Annotated in this window: 13 protein-coding genes; 8 read left to right on the top strand and 5 right to left on the bottom strand. The window is 71.7% G+C overall.

Translation table 11 applies throughout. The features are described from left to right. Positions 1–32: 32 nt before the first annotated feature. Entirely contained in the window at positions 33–968 is a 936-nt protein-coding gene (locus ACLF5H_RS25990; RefSeq protein WP_421678432.1) for a hypothetical protein, read from the top strand. Here the strand turns inward: ACLF5H_RS25990 and ACLF5H_RS25985 are convergent. Further along, the gene (locus tag ACLF5H_RS25985) at positions 856–2,223 is read right to left on the bottom strand and encodes a PLP-dependent aminotransferase family protein (RefSeq protein WP_421678431.1); all 1,368 of its coding nucleotides are present in this window, start codon (positions 2,221–2,223) and stop codon (positions 856–858) included. The genes ACLF5H_RS25990 and ACLF5H_RS25985 overlap by 113 nt on opposite strands. A 99-nt stretch (positions 2,224–2,322) precedes the next feature. On the opposite strand from ACLF5H_RS25985, the gene ACLF5H_RS25980 reads away from it, so the two are divergent. The 4 genes from ACLF5H_RS25980 to ACLF5H_RS25965 all read left to right on the top strand — a co-directional run bounded on the left by ACLF5H_RS25980 (position 2,323) and on the right by ACLF5H_RS25965 (position 8,195). Beyond that, positions 2,323–3,111: an alpha/beta fold hydrolase gene (locus ACLF5H_RS25980; protein ID WP_421678430.1), complete on the top strand. Its 789-nt coding sequence runs from the start codon at positions 2,323–2,325 to the stop codon at positions 3,109–3,111. Between the two features lie 248 nt (positions 3,112–3,359). Beyond that, entirely contained in the window at positions 3,360–5,684 is a 2,325-nt protein-coding gene (locus tag ACLF5H_RS25975; protein ID WP_421678429.1) for a VWA domain-containing protein, read from the top strand. Positions 5,685–5,782: 98 nt separating this feature from the next. Then, entirely contained in the window at positions 5,783–7,399 is a 1,617-nt protein-coding gene (gene metG, locus ACLF5H_RS25970; protein WP_421678428.1) for a methionine--tRNA ligase, read from the top strand. A gap of 100 nt (positions 7,400–7,499) precedes the next feature. Continuing rightward, on the top strand, positions 7,500–8,195 hold the full coding sequence (locus ACLF5H_RS25965; RefSeq protein WP_421678427.1) for a nucleotidyl transferase AbiEii/AbiGii toxin family protein: 696 nt from the start codon (positions 7,500–7,502) through the stop codon (positions 8,193–8,195). Between the two features lie 78 nt (positions 8,196–8,273). On the opposite strand, the gene aspS is transcribed toward ACLF5H_RS25965, so the two are convergent. Further along, on the bottom strand, positions 8,274–10,037 hold the full coding sequence (gene aspS, locus ACLF5H_RS25960) for an aspartate--tRNA ligase (RefSeq protein ID WP_421678426.1): 1,764 nt from the start codon (positions 10,035–10,037) through the stop codon (positions 8,274–8,276). A 165-nt stretch (positions 10,038–10,202) separates the two neighbouring features. On the opposite strand from aspS, the gene ACLF5H_RS25955 reads away from it, so the two are divergent. Continuing rightward, entirely contained in the window at positions 10,203–12,404 is a 2,202-nt protein-coding gene (locus ACLF5H_RS25955; RefSeq protein WP_421678425.1) for a SpoIIE family protein phosphatase, read from the top strand. On the opposite strand, the gene ACLF5H_RS25950 is transcribed toward ACLF5H_RS25955, so the two are convergent. From ACLF5H_RS25950 to ACLF5H_RS25940, 3 genes are all read right to left on the bottom strand, one after another. Beyond that, positions 12,302–13,420 carry an AI-2E family transporter gene (locus ACLF5H_RS25950; RefSeq protein ID WP_421678563.1) on the bottom strand — a complete coding sequence of 373 codons (1,119 nt, stop codon included), beginning with the start codon at positions 13,418–13,420 and terminating at the stop codon, positions 12,302–12,304. The genes ACLF5H_RS25955 and ACLF5H_RS25950 overlap by 103 nt on opposite strands. Positions 13,421–13,580: 160 nt before the next feature. After that, entirely contained in the window at positions 13,581–14,558 is a 978-nt protein-coding gene (locus ACLF5H_RS25945) for a pirin family protein (protein ID WP_421678424.1), read from the bottom strand. Positions 14,559–14,708: 150 nt separating this feature from the next. After that, positions 14,709–15,191, bottom strand: coding sequence for an SseB family protein (locus ACLF5H_RS25940; protein WP_037650207.1), 483 nt, complete (start codon positions 15,189–15,191; stop codon positions 14,709–14,711). A gap of 195 nt (positions 15,192–15,386) precedes the next feature. Between ACLF5H_RS25940 and ACLF5H_RS25935 the strand changes: the two genes are divergently transcribed. Both ACLF5H_RS25935 and ACLF5H_RS25930 read left to right on the top strand, forming a co-directional pair. Next, on the top strand, positions 15,387–17,213 hold the full coding sequence (locus ACLF5H_RS25935) for an acyl-CoA dehydrogenase (RefSeq protein WP_421678423.1): 1,827 nt from the start codon (positions 15,387–15,389) through the stop codon (positions 17,211–17,213). Positions 17,214–17,336: 123 nt separating this feature from the next. Further along, positions 17,337–18,686 (top strand): M18 family aminopeptidase, encoded by a 1,350-nt coding sequence (locus tag ACLF5H_RS25930; protein WP_421678422.1) that lies wholly within the window; start codon positions 17,337–17,339, stop codon positions 18,684–18,686. Positions 18,687–18,690 lie beyond the last annotated feature (4 nt).

Below are 18,690 nucleotides of genomic sequence, written 5' to 3'. Positions count from 1 at the left end.
CGTGCCGGGCCCGCGGGCCGTTGCCTGGGAGGGTGCCGCCACGCCTGAGGAGCGCCCTGTCGGCCGTACTGATCACCCTGTCCTGCCTGCTCGTGCCGTTCGGCGCGCTGGCACTCTGGGCGACGTACGGGCTCACCGACACGGGCCGGTACGTCACCACGATGGCCCCGCTCGCCACCGACCCGGACGTGCGGGAGGCCGTCGCGGACGCCGTCGGCGACAGCCTGCTCCGCGAGGCCGGCGGACGGCTGGACGCCGGTCCGCTGCACAGCTCCGTACGCCCCTTCGTGCACGACGCCGTGCGCTCCTTCACCCAGACCCAGGCCTTCCGGCTCGCCTGGGACGCAGGTAACCGGGTCACCCACGACGCGGTGCTGCGGGCCCTGCGCGACGACCGCGACGAAGCGGCCGCCGAGCCGGTCACCGTGGACTTCGCCCCCGTCACCGCCCAGGTCAAACAGCAGCTCAGCGACGAGCACATACCGCTCGCCGCCCGTATCCCGGTGCAGCACACCGCGGTCGCCGTGCTCCCGGCCGACGAACTGACCTCGCTACGAAAGGGGTTCCACGTGCTCGAAGTCGCCGGATTCTGGCTTCCGCTCGCGGCCGTGGTCTTCGCCGCCGCGGGGATCGCCCTGGCCGTGCGCCGCCGCCGGGCCATCGCCGCGACCGCCCTCGGCACCGCCCTCGCGGGCGCGCTGCTCGGACTCGCGGTCGCCGTGGGCCGCTCCCTGACCCTCGCCGGACTGCCCGCCGACGTGCCGCACCCGGCCGCCGGAGCCGTCTACGACGCCCTGACCGGGACCCTGCGCACGGTCTCCTGGCTGCTGCTCGGACTCGGCCTCACGGTGGCCCTCACCACCTGGCTGACCCGGAACCTGCGGCCCGCCCGCCTCGTGCGACGGCTGCGAGGACCAAAAGAGCCCGCGCCAGCTCCGGCTCAGGAGCCGACCCGAGTCCAAGCCTGACCGCGCCCGGCGCCCCGCCGGGCCCCACCGAGAACGCCGTCCCGGGCGTGACCGCGATCCCGCGTTCCCGCGCCGCCGCCGCAAAGGTGTCGGCCCGCCAGGGCGCCGGCAGCTCCCACCAGGCGAAATAGGAGTACGGATCCGACCGTACGGCGAACCCGTCCAGCGCCTCGGCCAGCAGCCGCCGGCGCCGGGCGGCGTCCCGCCGCTTGGCCGCCACCAGCCGCTCCACGGTCCCGTCGCCGATCCAGCGCACCGCCGCCTCCAGCGCGAACGCGCCCGCGCTCCAGCCCCCGGACCGGATCGCCCGCGCCACGGCCTCGGTGCGGTCGCCGGGTACGACGACGAAGCCGACGGTGAGCCCGGGGGCGACGCGTTTCGAGAGGCCGTCGACGAGGTGGACGAGATCGGGGGCGAGGGCCGCGAGCGGGGGTGCGCTCGCTTCGGCCGAGGGGTGCAGGAAGGACCAGATCCGGTCCTCGACCACCGGTATCCCCAGCCTGTGGATGACGTCCGCCAGCTCGGCCCGGCGGCTCGCGCTCATGGTCAGCGTGGTCGGGTTGTGCAGGGTCGGCTGGAGATAGAGGGCGGACAGGGGCGCGGCGCGGTGCGCGGCGGCGAGGGCGTCCGGCCGGGGGCCCTCCGCGTCCATGGCGAGCGGCACCAGGGTCCGCCCGAGCCGGGCGCCGATCTCCTTGACCAGCGGATACGTCAGCGCTTCGACGCCGACCCGGCCGCCGGGCCGGACCAGGGAGACGAGCGTGGCGGCGATGGCCTGCCGGGCGTTTCCGGTGAACAGGATCCGCTCCGGGTCGGCGTGCACACCCCCCTGGGCGAGCAGCCCCGCGACCGCCTCCCGGGCGGCCGGGGTGCCCGCGACCGAGGTCGGGCGCAGCGCGTCGCCGAGCGCGTCCGAGCGCGCGAGCGAGGCGAGGGCCGGGCTCAGCATCTCCGACTGCCCCGGCAGGTACGGGTAGTTGAGCTCCAGATTCACCGGCTCGTCGCCCACCGCCTCGGTCAGGGCGCGCCCCGGCTGCCCGTCCGGCGCCCCGGCCCGTACGAACGTCCCGCGCCCGACCTCCCCCACCACCAGCCCCCGGCGCACGAGTTCGGCGTACACGCGCCCCGCGGTGGAGGGCGCAAGGCCGTGCCGCCGGGCGAACGCCCGCTGCGGGGGCAGCTGTTGCCCCGCCCGCAGTCGTCCGCTCGCGATGTCGGCGGCTATTCGGTCGGCGATACGCCGGTAGTCGTTCATTGCTCCCCCTGATGCCTTGCGCTCTCGGCGCGGTGATGGATTGCACCGAGGGCAAAGATCTTATTGCACCGAGGAGTTGAGCCACCTAGGGTCACCCACATGCCCCCTTACCTGTCCTACACCGACAAAGACCCCGAAACCTCCCACCGGGCCCCTCTCCTCCTTCTCCACGGCCACCCCTTCGACCGCACGATGTGGGATCCGCAGGTGGCGCGGTTCTCCGCCGAGCGCCGGGTGATCGCCCCGGATCTGCGCGGCTACGGCGCCTCACCGGTGACCCCGGGTACCGTCCCGTTCGCCCGCCATGCCGACGATCTGGCCGAACTCCTGGACTCCCTGGGCGTGGACACCTGCGTGCTCGCCGGACTCTCGATGGGCGGCCAGATCGCGATGGAGTGCTGGGACCGCTTCGGCGACCGGATCAGGGGCCTGGTCCTCGCGGACACCTTCGCCACCCCGGAGACGCCCGAGGGGAAGCGGGGCCGGCGGGCGATGGCGGACCGGCTGCTCAGGGAGGGCATGCGGGGGTACGCCGGCGAGGTGCTGGAACGGATGGTCGCGCCGTACGCCGACGCCCGGGTGAAGGCCCACGTCCACGGCATGATGACGGCCACGCCGCCGGAGGGTGCCGCGGCCTCGCTGCGCGGTCGCGCCGAACGCCCCGACTACCGGCCCGTGTTGACCCGCGTATCGGTCCCCGCGCTGATCGTGGTCGGCGCCGACGACACCTACACGCCCGTCTCGGACGCCGAGTCCCTGGGCGCCGCGGTGCCGGACTCCGTCGTGGAGGTGGTCCAGGGCGCGGCGCATCTGCCGAATCTGGAACGTCCCGAGGAGTTCAACCGGGCGCTGCACGCCTTCCTGCTGCGCGTGGACGGCACCGCGTAGGCACGGACGCGGACCGGGCACCGCATCCAGGGCCGCTAACCTTACGTGTCCGTCCTGGCCAGCGATTGACGGTGTCACCTCAGCGAAGGGTTGCACACATGGGCATTCTCACTCTCCTGCGAAACGTATTCGGCCGCTCACGCAAGCCCCGGGCCGCCGAGGCAGAGGGTGCGACGACCCAACCGGAACCGACCCCGACGATCCCGGAACCCCGCGAGTCCCCGTCCCTCGAACAGGAACACGACCTGGTGGCCGCCGCGTTCGACAAGGTCCGGGTCCCGAGGCAACCGGGCGAAACCGACGTCGAGACCGAGGACGCGGCCGAGGGTGACGTCGAGGCTGAGGGCACGGTCAAGGGCGACGCTAAGGCTGAGGGCGCGGCCAAGGGTGACGCCGAGGCTGAGGCTGACGGAGTGGGGGCCGAGGCTGGAGTTGAGCGTGCGGCGGAGGGCCCCGAGGCGACGGTGAAGACCGAGCCCGCCGTGGAAACTGAAGCCGGGGCCGAGTCGAAGGCCGAGCGTGAGCCGACGGTGGAGGCAGACGCCGAGCCGGAGGCGGACGCCGAGGACGAGCCGGAGACCGAGGTCGCGGAGGCCGACGCCTCGGCTGAGGGACAGGCCGAGCCCAACACAACAGCTGAAGCCGAAGCCGAGCCCCACGCCGAGCCGGAGCCGGAGGCCGCAGCCACCGACGCTGCCCTCGACGGCCCGGTCGAGACCGAAGAGCAAGCCACGGCCGAAGCCGAGCCGGAGACCGCGCCTGAGACCGAGGCGGTTCCAGCAGAGGCCGACGCCTCGGTTGAGGAACCGGCCGAGCGCAACACAACAGCCGAAGCCGAGCCCCACGCCGAGCCGGAGCCGGAAGCCGCAGCCACCGACGCTGCCCTCGACGGCCCGGTCGAGACCGAAGAGCAAGCCACGGCCGAAGCCGAGCCGGAGACCGCGCCTGAGGCCGAAGTTCCGGTAGAGGCGGAGGAGCAACCCAAGGCCACCGAGCCGAACGCCGAAACCGAGGCAGACGTCGAGCCGCAGGCAGGGGCCGAGGTCGCGGCAGAGGCCGACGCCTCGGTTGAGGAACCGGCCGAGCCCAACACAACAGCCGCAGCCGAGCCGGAGGCCGAGGCAGCAGCCGCCGCTGCCCTCGATGCGCCGGTCGAGGCCGAGCCGACGGCCGCGCCCGAAACCGAGGTTCCGGTAGAAGCTGAGGAGCAGCCCAAGGCCACCGAGCCGAACGCCGAAACCGAGGCAGACGGCGAGGACGAGCCGGAGGCGGAGGCAGCAGCCGCCGCTGCCCTCGATACCCCGGTCGAGACCGAGGAGAAGGCCGAGGCCGCCGAGCCGGAGGCAGACGCCGAGGCCGACCTCGATGGGCCGGGCGAGCCCGGGGCGGGTATCGAGCCGCAGGCCGCGGTCGAGGCTGAGCCTGCGATCGAGACGGACCTCCAGCCGGAGGCCGAAGCCGAGCCCGGGACCGCGGAGCGGACGGAACCGACCCCCGAGCCGGCTTCCGGCGTGGCGGAGGCCGAAGAGGCGCGCGAGGCCGCCGCCGCGCCCACGGACGAGGAGCCGGAGGCGACAACAGACGCCCCCGAAACCCCCCACGACCCGCAAGCCGCCGACGACGAGCCCGCCCCCCAGGCGGCACCCGCACCCGACAACGCAACCGGCACGGGTGGTGCGGGTGGGGACGACTCCCCCCACGACCCGCAGCCCGCCGACGGCGAATCCGCCCCTCAGGCGACCCCCACCTCCGAAACCCCCCGCACGGGCGGCGCGGGTGGGAAAGACACCCCCCACGACCCGCAGCCCGCCGACGACGAGCCCGCCCCGCAGGCGACCCCCGCCCCCCAAACCCCCCGCACGGGTGGCGCGGGTGGGAAGGACACCGGCGAAGACGGCCCCCGCACGCCCGCCACCCCCCTCCCCGCCCTCAAGGACTCCGCCCCCGCCCTCGCCACCGCCTACACCGCCGCCACCGCCCCCCTCGCGAACACCGACCTCACCGGCACCCGAGCGAAGCTCTACCTCGTGCTGGACCGCTCCGCGAGCATGCGCCCGTACTACAAGGACGGCTCCGCCCAGGCCCTCGCCGACCAGACCCTCGCCCTCGCCGCGCACCTGGACCCCGAGGCCACGGTCCACACCGTCTTCTTCTCCACCGAGGTCGACGGCACCACCGACCTCACCCTCACCCCGGACCACACGACGCGGATCGACGACACCCACGCGGGCCTGGGCCGGATGGGCCGTACCAGCTACCACGCCGCCGTGGAGGCCGTACTCGCCCACTACGACGCGAACGTCGCCCCCGGCACCCCCGTCCTCGTCGTCTTCCAGACCGACGGCGCCCCGGACGCCAAGACCCCCGCGACCCAGGCCCTGACCGCCGCCGCGAAGTCCCACCCCACGGTCTTCTTCTCCTTCGTCGCGTTCGGTGAACTCGACAACAAGGCCTTCGACTACCTCCGCAAGCTGAAGACCCCCAACACCGCCTTCTTCCACGCGGGCCCGGCCCCCCGCGAACTGACGGACACGGAGCTCTACGAGGGCGTCCTCGCCACCTGGCGCCCGTAACCCGTCGGGACACCGAAGCGCCCGGGGGGTGGACGACCGCGTCCACCCCCCGAAACGCGTGTGAGCCCATCTCCCCGGGACCAGTAGGATTTCGCCTTATGGCGGCCACTGGATCCGAGAAGCAGGCGGGGAAGGCGTACTACGTCTCCACGCCCATCTACTACGTCAACGACGCTCCTCACCTGGGCCACGCCTACACGACCGTCGCAGGCGACGTGCTCACCCGCTGGCACCGCCAGCGCGGCGAGAAGGTGTGGTACCTCACCGGCACGGACGAGCACGGTCAGAAGATCATGCGCACGGCCGAGGCGAACGGGGTGACGCCCCAGCAGTGGGCGGACAAGCTCGTCACCGAGGCCTGGCAGCCGCTGTGGGAGCACCTGGAGATCGCGAACGACGACTTCATCCGCACCACCCAGCAGCGGCACACGGACCGCGTCCAGGAATTCGTGCAGGACCTGTACGACAAGGGCGAGATCTACAAGGGCGGCTACGAGGGCCCGTACTGCGTCGGCTGCGAGGAGTACAAGCTCCCCGGCGAGCTCCTCGACGGCGAGGGCGAGTACGCGGGCCAGAAGCTGTGCCCCATCCACAAGCGGCCCGTGGAGATCCTCAGCGAGGAGAACTACTTCTTCCGCCTGAGCGAGTACGGCGACAAGCTCCTCGCCCTCTACGAGGCGAACCCGGGCTTCATCCAGCCCGAGTCCGCGCGCAACGAGGTCGTGAACTTCGTCCGCCAGGGCCTCCAGGACCTCTCCATCTCCCGCTCGACGTTCGACTGGGGCATCCCGATCCCCTGGGACGACAAGCATGTGATCTACGTGTGGGTCGACGCCCTGCTGAACTACGCCACGGCGGTCGGCTACAACGAGAACCAGGAGAAGTTCGAGGAGACCTTCCCTGCCGACGTGCACCTCGTCGGCAAGGACATCCTCCGCTTCCACGCGGTGATCTGGCCGGCCATGCTGATGGCCCAGGGCCTGCCCCTGCCCAGCAAGATCGCCGCGAACGGCTGGCTGATGGTCGGCGGCGAGAAGATGTCGAAGTCCAACCTGACCGGCATCAAGCCCCAGGACCTCACCGAGCACTTCGGCGTCGACGCCTACCGCTGGTACTTCCTGCGCGCCATCGCCTTCGGCCAGGACGGCTCCTTCTCCTGGGAGGACTTCTCCGCCCGCTACACCAGCGAGCTGGCCAACGACTACGGCAACCTCGCCTCCCGCGTGGCCGCCATGGTCGGCAAGTACTTCGGCGGCGCCCTGCCCGCCGCCGCGGCCGACGGCCCGGCGGAGACGGCGGTCCACGAGGGACTGGCCAAGGCGGTCGCCGAGGCCGACCGGAAGATCGGCGAGGAGCTGGACTTCCAGGGCGGCATCCTGGCCGTCTTCGACTTCGTCAAGCAGGTCAACGGCTACATCACGGAGCAGGAGCCGTGGAAGGTGGCCAAGGACGAGTCCGAGGAGGGCCGGGCCCGCCTCGCGACCATCCTCTACACCGCCGCCGAGTCGCTGCGCGCGGTCGCCGTCCTGCTCAACCCGGTGATGCCGGAGACCTCGCAGAAGCTCTGGGACTCCCTGGGCGCCGAGGCCACTCTGGGCGCGCTCGCCGAGCAGCGGGTCCAGGACGCGGGCGACTGGGGCAGGCTCCCGGCCGGGTCCACCGTCACCAAGGGCGCGGTGCTCTTCCCCCGCCTGGAGGAGAAGCCGACCGCCTGAGTCGCGCTCGTACGACACACCAGGGCCCGGAACGCCATCATGGCTTCCGGGCCCTGCCCGTCTCCACCACCCCCGTTCCCCCTGGCAGAGTGCGGATCCCGTGAACCTTCCCGAACCCCACCGGCGGCTGATCGCGGACGCCGTCACGGCGGGTGCGCCGCATGGCCTGGTCCTTGCCGGCGGATACGCGCTCGAAGCGCACGGACTCGTCCGGCGGCCGCACACCGATGTCGACCTCGCGACCGAGAGCGCCGAGGACATGGCCGGCATCGCCGGCGCCGTCGCGGCCGCCCTGGAGGCGAGGGGCCGTACCGTCCGGGCCGAGGCCGCGACCGCGCGCACCGCGCGGCTGACCGTCACCGACCCGCCGACCGGGGAGCCGCACATCCTCGCGCTGCACAAGGAGAGCCTGTGGGGGCCGCCGGACCTCACCGCGTACGGGCCCGCCCTGTGCCTGGAGGACGCCGTCGGTACGAAGATCCGCGCGCTCTACGACCGGGGCGCGGCCGTCGACCTGATCGACGCGCGGGCCGCCGCGGCCCGCTTCTCGCTGCCCGACCTGGAGGAACTGGGCCGTCGGCACGCCCATGACGCCTTCGACCTGCCCACCCTCCAGTCCCGGCTGACCGGCACCGACTTCTACCCAGAGGGCCAGTTCACCCGGTACGGCCCGAACGAGGCGGAGATCGCCGGGCTGCGGGCCTGGGCCCAGCACTGGTCGGACGACATCGCCGAGCGGCTGCTGGAGGACGGGGCCTCACCTGACGAGGAGGACGGGCCGGAGGAGGACGGGTGACACGAAGACGCCCGGAACCCCCAAGGGCTCCGGGCGTCTTCACGGCAGCGACAGCGACAGCGACAGCCGCCGACCGGACTACTTCGGCTGCGGCTTCCTGACGTTCAGGTGCAGCTCGCGCAGGCGGGACTCGTCCAGCTCGGTCGGCGCGCCCATCATCAGGTCCTGGGCGTTGCCGTTGAGCGGGAAGGCGATCGTCTCGCGGATGCTGGGCTCATCCGCGAGGAGCATCACGATGCGGTCCACGCCAGGGGCGATACCGCCGTGCGGCGGGGCGCCGAAGCGGAACGCGCGCAGCATGCCCGCGAACTTCTCCTCGACGGTCTCCCGGTCGTAGCCCGCGATCTCGAACGCCTTCAGCATGATGTCCGGCTCGTGGTTCCGGATCGCGCCGGAGGACAGCTCGACGCCGTTGCAGACGATGTCGTACTGCCAGCCCAGGATGTCCAGCGGGTCCTGGGTCTCCAGGGCCTCAAGACCGCCCTGCGGCATCGAGAAGGGGTTGTGCGAGAAGTCGATCGAGCCGGTCTCCTCGTCCTTCTCGTACATCGGGAAGTCGACGATCCAGCAGAACCGGAAGACGTTCTCCTCGAACTGGCCGGCGCGTTTGGCGGCCTCGACGCGGACCGCGCCCATGATCTTGGAGACCTCGTCGTACTCGCCCGCGCCGAAGAAGATCGCGTGGCCGGGGGCGAGCGAGAGGCGCTTGGTCAGCTCGGCGACGTTCGCCTCGGTGAGGAACTTCGCGATCGGACCGGTGAGCGTGCCGTCCTCGCCGACGCGGACCCAGGCCAGGCCCTTCGCGCCCAGCGTGACCGCGAAGTCACCGAGCTGGTCGAAGAACTTGCGCGGCTGGTCCTGGACCGCCGGCACCGGCAGCGCGCGCACGTGCTTGCCCGCGAACGCCTTGAACTCCGAGCCCTCGAAGACATCGGTGATGTCCACCAGCTCCAGCTGGGCGCGCAGGTCCGGCTTGTCGGAGCCGTACTTCAGCATCGCCTCGCGGAACGGGATCCGCGGGAAGGGGGAGGTGACATGGCGGCCGCCGCCGAACTCCTCGAACAGCTCGGTCATGAGCTTCTCGATCGGCTGGAAGACGTCCTCCTGCTCGACGAAGCTCATCTCGACGTCGAGCTGGTAGAACTCGCCCGGCGAACGGTCGGCGCGGGCGTCCTCGTCGCGGAAGCAGGGCGCGATCTGGAAGTAGCGGTCGAAGCCGGAGATCATCAGCAGCTGCTTGAACTGCTGCGGGGCCTGCGGCAGGGCGTAGAACTTGCCGGGGTTCAGCCGGGAGGGGACGACGAAGTCACGGGCGCCCTCGGGGGAGGTCGCGGACAGGATCGGCGTCGCCATCTCGTTGAAGCCGAGCGCGGTCATCTTGTGGCGGATCGCCGAGATGACCGCCGTACGCAGCAGGATGTTGCGGTGCATGCGCTCGCGGCGCAGGTCGAGGAAGCGGTACTCCAGGCGCCGCTCCTCGTTGACCCCGTCCTCCGCGTTGATGGTGAAGGGGAGGGGCTGGGCCGCGCCGAGCAGCTCGACCTCGGTCACCTCGACCTCGATCTCGCCGGTCGGCAGGTCCGGGTTCACGTTCTCGGTTCCACGTGAAACAACGGAGCCGTCGACGCGGACCGTGGACTCCTTGGAGAGCTTGTCCAGGGCCTCGTAGGCGGGGGTGCCGGGGCGGGCGACCAGCTGCGTGATGCCGTAGTGGTCGCGCAGATCGATGAAGAGGATGCCGCCCAGGTCGCGCCGATTGTGCAGCCAGCCACTGAGCCGGACGTCGGTGCCGACGTCAGAGGCGCGGAGCTGGCCGCAGGTGTGGGACCTGTACCGATGCATCGTCGTTCATCGTCCTTCGTGGGTGCGAGCTTCGAGTTGGTGATCGCCCGGGTTGCCGCCCTGGCTGATCCAAGGGTACCGGCCACCCCAAGATCGGCTCCCCGCGATTTACCGCCCGCGATCCTACGGTGGCACGCATCGAGCGCATCTCCTTAAATAGGGACAATGCGTACAGGTGAGCCGCTCCCGGCCGTCGGGGACGTCCTCGCCGCCCTCGCGACCGGGCTGTGGCACTGGGACACCGCGGACAAGCTGGTCACCGTGGACGCGGAGGCGGCGCGGCTGCTCGGGCTGCCCGCGGCGCCGGCCACCCTCACCGAGGCCCAGACCCGGGCCCGGCTGCATCCGGCCGACTGGAACGAGATCACCGCGGTGGTGCAGCTCGCGGTCGCCGAGGGCACGCTCGCCGAGGTACGGGTGCGGATCATGGACGAGGAGGGCACGGTCCTGCGCGTCGTACGCAGCCGTTCGAAGCCGTCGTACGACGCCGGGCGGCGCGCCTATGTACTGACCGGCACCCTCCAGGAGGTCGCCGAGCCGGGCCCGGACCCGGCGGGCGGCCGCACCGCGGTCACCGGGCCCTGGCGGCGTTCGCGGGAGGCGTTCCTGCTGGACGCGGGCCGGGCGCTGGCCGAGGCGCGGTCCACGGCGGAGGTGCTGCGGGTCGCGGCGGGCCTGTCGATGCCGGGGTTCTCGCCGAACGGCCTGGTGGTGTTCGGGGTGGAGGGCGACCGGCTGACGATGATCGGCCACCACGGCCACCAGTCCGACGAGATGGGCCCGTTCACCAGCATGCCGCTGGGGCTGGAGTACCCGGCGGCCGAGGTGGTGCGCACCGGGCGGGCGGTGTACCTCTCCTCGCCTGAGGAGTACCGGGACCGCTATCCGGTGACCTGGCCGCTGGCCCGGCCCTTCGGGCGCAGCTCCTGGGCGTTCCTGCCGCTGACCGTGGGCGGCCGGACGATGGGCGCCTGGATGGCGGGCTTCGCCTATCCGGTGGGCTTCACCCCGGACGAGCGGGCGGTGCTGACGACGGTGGCCCGGATGCTGGCGGGGGCCCTGTCCCGGGCGGAGACCGCCGAGTCGGAGCGGGAGCTGACGGAGGGGCTCCAGCGCTCCATGCTGCCCTCGCTGGGCCCGGAGGTCCCGGGGGTGCGGATCGCCGCCCGGTACATCCCGACCGGCGGCGGACTCCAGGTGGGCGGCGACTGGTACGACATGATCCCGCTGCCCGCCGGCCGATTCGCGCTGGTCATCGGGGATGTGCAGGGGCACGATGTGCGGGCGGCCGGGCTGATGGGGCAGCTGCGGATCGCGCTGCGCGCCTACGCCTCCGAGGGGCACCGCCCGGACGCCGTGCTCTCGCGCGCCTCCCGCTTCCTGCACGGGATGACGCACGACGAGGAGATGTCCGACCCGCGGTTCGCGACCTGTCTGTACGTGGCGGTCGATCCGGTGAGCGGACGGCTGGAGATCGCCCGCGCGGGCCATCCGGACCCGGTGATCCGGATGGCCGACGGCACGGTGATGCTGCGGCCGACGGCGGGCGGGCTGCCGCTGGGCATCGACCCGGACGCGGACTATCCGACGACCCGGTTCGCGCTCCAGCCCGGGGAGACGCTGATGCTGTGCACCGACGGGCTGATCGAGACCGGGGGGCACGACCTGGACAGCGGCTGGCTGCGGCTGCGCTCGATCCTGGAGGGCCACGAGGGCGATCTGGAGGCGCTGGCCGACGCGCTGGTCCAGGGCGTGCACGGGCCGTCCTCGCACCACACGACGGGACCGCTGGCCGACCGGCGCGAGGACGACATCGCGCTGTTGCTGCTGTGCCGCCCCGGGCCGGGCTGCGGCTGCGGCTGCGACGACACGGTGGCGGTACGGCCCCGGGTGCGGCGCCTGCTGCTGTCGGTGGGCCAGGACGAGCCCGAGCGGATCGCCGTGGCACGCCGGCATGTGCGCGATCTGCTGCACGACTGGGCCTCCCCGGACCAGGTCGACTCGGCGGAGCTGCTGGTCTCCGAGATGGTCACCAATGTCCTGGTGCACACCGACGCGGACGCGCTGCTGCTGGCCGAGGTCGCCGAGGAGGGCGGGCGGCGCCGGCTGCGGATCGAGGTCTTCGACAGCGGCGACGACCTCCCGCACAAGCGGCGGCCCGGCGAACTGGCCTCCTCCGGGCGGGGACTGCTGCTGATCGGGCTCCTGGCGCACGCGTGGGGGGTGGATCCGCGGGGCGAGGGCAAGAGCATCTGGTTCGAGCTCTACGAAGGGCCGGGGGAACCGGGCGGCGGGGAGCCGGGGGACGGGCTACCGGGTGACGAGGAGCCGGTGGACGGAGAGTCGCCCGCGGGCGAGGGGCCGTAGCGGTCGCGCAGTTCCTGGAGGACGCCGAAGGCGGCCGCGGTCAGCGGGACGGCCAGGAGCATGCCGAGGATGCCCGCCACGGAGGCACCGGCCGTGATGGTGACCATGACCACCGCGGGGTGCATCTGCACGGTGCGGCTCTGGATCATCGGCTGGAGCACATGCCCCTCGAGGACCTGCACGGCGAGCACCACCCCGAGCGTCCACAGCGCGATGACGAAGCCCCGGTCCGCGAGGGCGACGAGCACCGCGACCGCGCCGGAGATGAACGCGCCGAGGTAGGGGATGAAGGCCCCGACGAAGACCAGCGCGCCGAGCCCGAGGGCGCCGGGCACCCGGAGGATCAGCAGGCCGACGGTGATGCAGAGGGCGTCGATCAGGGCGATCAGGGTGGTGCCGCGCATGAACCCCTCGACGGCCTGGTAGGCGCGGCGCGCGACCGCTTCGAGGGTGTCGCCGGTGCCCCGGGGCGCGAGGGAGCGCAGGGTGCCCGCCACGAGGTGGGAGTCGCGCAGGAAGAAGAAGACCAGGACGAGGGCGAGGACGGCCAGCGCGATGCTCTCGCCGACGACGCTCACCCCGCTGATGACGTTGGACGCGGCCGTGCCGCCGAACCGGCGCAGCAGCTCCCCGGAGTTGGTGGTGAGGTCCTCCAGGCCGGTCCCGGCGGCCCCGAAGTGCCGGGAGACGCTCTTGGCGGCGTTGCGCAGCGAGGTCATGATCTCGTCGCCGCTGTCGACGAGGGCGGCGACGACGATGTAGACGGCGCCGCCGACGACGGCCACGACCGCGACGCAGGTCAGCCCGGCCGACACCGAGCGCTGGACGCCGGCCCGCACCAGCCGCCGGTGCAGGGGGCCGAGCAGGGCGGTGCCGAGGAGTGCGAGCAGGACCGCGGTGACGGCCGTACGAAGCTCCCCGCACAGCCGCACCCCGACCCATCCGACCCCGGCGACCAGCAGCAGCACGGCGCACCACGCGGCAAGCCGCCGAACGGGCTCGGGCAACAGATGCACGTCCCCCAGCGGATCACGCAGACCGCCGAGTGTCTCGTCCTGCGGGACCGGGCGGGTGAGCACGGGACCGGGCGGGCCGGGGTGCCGCGGCATCCGGTCGGCCGAAAGGGCGCCGCTCCAGGCTTCGTCGGCTGGAGGGGCGCCCTGTCCCGGGGGCGGGTCAGGCCTGCGGGCCCTCGTCCGTCATGCCGTGCACGGCCGGGACGGTGCCGAGGCGGCCCTTCTGGAAGTCCTCGAAGGCCTGCATCAGTTCGTCCTTGGTGTTCATGACGAACGGGCCGTAGTGCGCCATCGGCTCACGGATCGGGCGGCCGCCGAGGAGCACGACCTCCAGGTCCGGCGTGTTGCCGTCCTGCCGCTCGTCCGCGCGCACGGTCAGCGAGGACCCGGCGCCGAAGACGGCCGTCTGACCGGTGTGGACGGGACGGCGCTCTTCGCCGACGCCGCCGCGGCCCGCCAGCACGTACGCCAGGCCGTTGAAGTCCTCCCGCCAGGGCAGCGTGATCTCGGCACCGGGCGCGAGCGTCGCGTGGACCATGGTGATCGGGGTGTGCGTGATGCCGGGGCCCTCGTGGCCGTCCAGCTCACCGGCGATCACCCGGAGCAGCGCGCCGCCGTCCGGCGAGGTCAGCAGCTGGACGCTGCCGGCCCGGATGTCCTGGTAGCGCGGGGCCATCATCTTGTCCTCGGCGGGGAGGTTCACCCACAGCTGGAGCCCGTGGAAGAGCCCGCCCGAGACGACGAGGTGCTCCGGCGGCGCCTCGATGTGCAGCAGCCCGGCGCCCGCCGTCATCCACTGGGTGTCGCCGTCGGTGATGGTGCCGCCACCGCCGTTGGAGTCCTGGTGGTCGAAGATCCCGTCGATGATGTAGGTGACGGTCTCGAAGCCGCGGTGCGGGTGCCAGGGGGTGCCCTTGGGCTCGCCCGGCGCGTACTCCACCTCACCCATCTGGTCCATCATGATGAACGGGTCGAGATGGCGGTAATTGATCCCCGCGAACGCCCGGCGCACGGGGAAGCCCTCGCCCTCGTACCCGCTCGGCGCGGTGGTGACGGTGAGCACCTTGCGCGCCACGGCATCGGCGGGAGCGGTCACACGGGGCAGCGTCAACGGGTTCTCGACGGTCACTGCAGGCATGGTGGCTACCTCCTTCGTACGCCCACTTTAGTTGAGCGTTGAACTTCTTGCCACCCACAACAGGGCGGGCCCGGAGGGAATTCCCTCCGGGCCCGTGCAGCGACGAGTCTCAGCCGATCGGCCGCACGTCCGGCCGACCGCACATTCCGGTCAGCCGTACATCCGGCGCATCGCGAAATCGACCATCTGCTCGACGGCCTTCGCGTCGAACACCATCCGGTGCTCGCCCTCCATGTCCAGGACGAAGCCGTAGCCGGTCGGCAGCAGGTCGATCACCTCGGCTCCGGTGATCACGAAGTACTTGGACTCCTTGCCCGCGTACCGCCGCAGCTCCTTGAGCGAGGTGAACATCGGGATCACCGGCTGCTGGGTGTTGTGCAGGGCGAGGAAGCCGGGGGTGTCACCGCGCGGGCAGTACACCTTCGACGACGCGAAGATCTGCTGGAAGTCCTCGGGGGACATCTGCCCGGTGGTGAACGCGCGCACCGCGTCCGCGAGCGAGGGCGGGGACGGCTCCGGATAGAGCGGCGGCTGCTGGCCGTACCCGCCGGCCCCGCCCGCCATCTGCTGCTGCCCCGACGTGTACTGCTGCTGCGCGGCGCCGCCGTCCATGGGCTGGCCGTATCCGTACATGGGCGCAAGCGTACCGAGATCCGGGCCGCCGCAGGGATGGACCCGAAAGGCCCACAGGAGTAGACCCTTCTCACACTTGGCCGGACTGGGGTTGCGCCTTATTACCGGCGGGTAGCATCATCGGAGCTACTTATTGGTACGTGAAACAGATGCGAGGATTCAGTGCCTCGCCGATCCCTCAACGGAGCCGTCGCCATGGGGCACTACAAGTCGAATCTCCGCGACATCGAGTTCAACCTCTTCGAAGTACTCGGGCGCGACAAGGTGTACGGCACCGGCCCGTTCGAGGAGATGGACGTCGAGACCGCGAAGAGCGTGCTGGAGGAGCTGACCCGCCTCTCGGAGAACGAGCTGGCCGAGTCCTTCGCCGACGCCGACCGCAACCCGCCGGTCTTCGACCCGGAGACCAACACCGCGCCGGTCCCGGCGTCCTTCAAGAAGAGCTACCAGGCCTTCATGGACTCCGAGTACTGGCGCCTCGGCCTGCCCGAGGAGATCGGCGGCACCACCTCGCCGCGCTCCCTGATCTGGGCCTACGCCGAGCTGATCCTGGGCGCCAACCCGGCCGTGTGGATGTACTCCTCGGGCCCCGCGTTCGCCGGCATCCTCTTCGAGGAGGGCAACGAGGTCCAGAAGCACATCGCCTCGATCGCCGTGGACAAGCAGTGGGGCTCCACGATGGTGCTCACCGAGCCCGACGCGGGCTCGGACGTGGGCGCCGGCCGCACCAAGGCGGTCCAGCAGGAGGACGGCTCCTGGCACATCGAGGGCGTGAAGCGCTTCATCACCTCGGGTGAGCACGACATGTCGGAGAACATCCTCCACTACGTGCTCGCCCGCCCCGAGGGCGCCGGCCCCGGCACCAAGGGCCTGTCCCTCTTCCTGGTGCCGAAGTACGAGTTCGACTTCGAGACCGGTGAGCTGGGCGAGCGCAACGGCGTCTACGCAACCAACGTCGAGCACAAGATGGGCCTGAAGGCCTCCAACACGTGCGAGATGACCTTCGGCGACCGCCACCCCGCCAAGGGCTGGCTGATCGGCGACAAGCACGACGGCATCCGCCAGATGTTCCGCATCATCGAGTTCGCCCGCATGATGGTCGGCACGAAGGCGATCTCCACGCTGTCCACCGGCTACCTGAACGCCCTGGAGTACGCCAAGGAGCGCGTCCAGGGTCCGGACCTGGCCAACTTCATGGACAAGGCCGCGCCCAAGGTCACCATCACCCACCACCCCGATGTGCGCCGCTCGCTGATGACGCAGAAGGCGTACGCCGAGGGCATGCGCGCCCTGGTGATGTACACCGCCTCCGTCCAGGACGCGATCCAGGTCAAGGAGGCGAACGGCGAGGACGCCGCCGCCGACCACGCCCTCAACGACCTGCTGCTGCCGGTCGTCAAGGGCTACGGCTCCGAGAAGGCCTACGAGCAGCTGGCCCAGTCGCTGCAGACCTTCGGCGGCTCCGGCTTCCTCCAGGAGTACCCGATCGAGCAGTACATTCGGGACGCCAAGATCGACACCCTCTACGAGGGCACCACCGCGATCCAGGGCCAGGACTTCTTCTTCCGGAAGATCGTCCGCAACCAGGGCGCCGCGCTGAACTCGCTCGCCGAGGACATCAAGAAGTTCCTGGCGCTCGGCACCGGCGGCGAGGAGCTGTCCGGCGCCCGCGAGCACCTGGCCAAGGCCGCGGTGGAGCTGGAGGCGATCGTCGGCCTGATGCTGACCGACCTCGCCGCCACCCAGGACGACGCCAAGAACATCTACAAGGTCGGCCTGAACACCACCCGCCTGCTGCTCGCCTCCGGCGACGTCATCGTCGGCTACCTGCTGCTCAAGGGTGCCGCCGTCGCCGCCGAGAAGCTCGCCACGGCCTCCGCGAAGGACAAGGCGTTCTACACCGGCAAGATCGCCGCCGCGAAGTTCTTCGCCGCGAACGTCCTGCCGGGCGTCACCCTGGCCCGCAAGCTGTCCACGGGCATCGAGCTGGACCTGATGGAGCTGGACGAGGCCGCCTTCTAGAACACGGAACGGCGTCGTTACCCGACGTCGCTTCCGGACGTTCCGGACGTCCCTGCCGTTTCCGTGCACGGGCCCGCTCCCCTTACCGGGAGCGGGCCCGTGCCCGTCGTTAAGGTGAATCCCATGAGCGCACCATCCCGCCCGTCGCCCGCCGCCACCCCTCCAGCGAGCGCTGCGCGCGCACCTCTCACCTTCGACCGCGGCCACACCGACGACCTGATGTCCTTCCTGGCGGCCGGCCCCTCGCCGTACCACGCCGTGGCGAACGTCGCCGAGCGGCTGGAGAAGGCCGGCTTCAGGCAGGTCGCCGAGACGGACGCCTGGGACGGCACCAGCGGCGGCCGGTACGTGCTGCGCGGCGGCGCGATCATCGCCTGGTACGTCCCCGAGGGCGTCGCGCCGCACACGCCGTTCCACATCATCGGCGCGCACACCGACTCCCCCAATCTGCGGATCAAGCCGCGCCCGGACACCGGCGCACACGGCTGGCGGCAGGTCACCGTGGAGATCTACGGCGGCCCGCTGATGAACTCCTGGCTGGACCGCGACCTGGGCCTGGCCGGCCGGCTGACCCTGCGCGACGGCTCCACCGTCCTGGTCGACGTGGACCGGCCGCTGCTGCGGGTGCCGCAGCTCGCCATCCACCTGGACCGCTCGGTCAGCAACGAGGGCCTCAAGCTGGACAAGCAGCGCCACCTCCAGCCGGTGTGGGGCCTCGGCGACGAGGTGCTCGACGGCGACCTGATCTCCTTCCTGGAGCAGGAGGCCGGCCTGGAGGCGCACTCGGTGGCCGGCTGGGACCTGATGACGTACCCGGTGGAGGCACCGGCCTACCTCGGCCGGGACCGCGAACTGGTCGCCGGTCCGCGCATGGACAACCTGCTGTCCGTGCACGCGGGCGCCGCCGCGCTGGCCGCCGCCGCGACCTCCGGCGCCCCGCTCACCCGCATCCCGGTGCTGGCCGCCTTCGACCACGAGGAGAACGGCTCCCAGTCCGACACCGGCGCGGACGGCCCGCTGCTCGGCTCCGTCCTGGAGCGCTCGGTGTTCGCCCGCGGCGGCACCTACGAGGACCGCGCCCGCGCCCTCGCCGGCTCCGTGTGCCTCTCCTCCGACACCGGACACGCCGTGCACCCCAACTACGCGGAGCGGCACGACCCGACGCACCACCCCCGTGTCAACGGCGGCCCGATCCTCAAGGTGAACGTCAACAACCGCTACGCCACGGACGGTTCGGGCCGCGCGGTGTTCGCCGCCGCCTGCGAGAAGGCCGGTGTCCCCTTCCAGTCGTTCGTCTCCAACAACTCGATGCCCTGCGGCACCACCATCGGCCCGATCACCGCGGCCCGGCACGGCATCCGCACCGTCGACATCGGCGTGGCCATCCTCTCCATGCACAGCGCCCGCGAACTGTGCGGCGCCGACGACCCGTTCCTCCTCGCGAGCGCCCTGACGGCCTTCCTGGAGGGATAGCCCG

The sequence above is a fragment of the Streptomyces sp. LaBMicrA B280 genome, assembly GCF_049222185.1.
GTDB classification, from domain to species: domain Bacteria; phylum Actinomycetota; class Actinomycetes; order Streptomycetales; family Streptomycetaceae; genus Streptomyces; species Streptomyces murinus.
Note: the sequence above shows the minus strand (reverse complement) of the source record. Positions and strands in the feature narration are given on the sequence as shown.

What these genes read in the sequence shown, in the direction of transcription:
- ACLF5H_RS25985 (WP_421678431.1), bottom strand. Translation starts at nt 2,223, where the DNA reads ATGAACGACTACCGGCGTATCGCCGACCGAATAGCCGCCGACATCGCG.
- ACLF5H_RS25980 (WP_421678430.1), top strand. Translation starts at nt 2,323, where the DNA reads ATGCCCCCTTACCTGTCCTACACCGACAAAGACCCCGAAACCTCCCAC.
- metG (WP_421678428.1), top strand. Translation starts at nt 5,783, where the DNA reads ATGGCGGCCACTGGATCCGAGAAGCAGGCGGGGAAGGCGTACTACGTC.
- aspS (WP_421678426.1), bottom strand. Translation starts at nt 10,037, where the DNA reads ATGCATCGGTACAGGTCCCACACCTGCGGCCAGCTCCGCGCCTCTGAC.
- ACLF5H_RS25955 (WP_421678425.1), top strand. Translation starts at nt 10,203, where the DNA reads ATGCGTACAGGTGAGCCGCTCCCGGCCGTCGGGGACGTCCTCGCCGCC.
- ACLF5H_RS25945 (WP_421678424.1), bottom strand. Translation starts at nt 14,558, where the DNA reads ATGCCTGCAGTGACCGTCGAGAACCCGTTGACGCTGCCCCGTGTGACC.
- ACLF5H_RS25940 (WP_037650207.1), bottom strand. Translation starts at nt 15,191, where the DNA reads ATGTACGGATACGGCCAGCCCATGGACGGCGGCGCCGCGCAGCAGCAG.
- ACLF5H_RS25935 (WP_421678423.1), top strand. Translation starts at nt 15,387, where the DNA reads ATGGGGCACTACAAGTCGAATCTCCGCGACATCGAGTTCAACCTCTTC.
- ACLF5H_RS25930 (WP_421678422.1), top strand. Translation starts at nt 17,337, where the DNA reads ATGAGCGCACCATCCCGCCCGTCGCCCGCCGCCACCCCTCCAGCGAGC.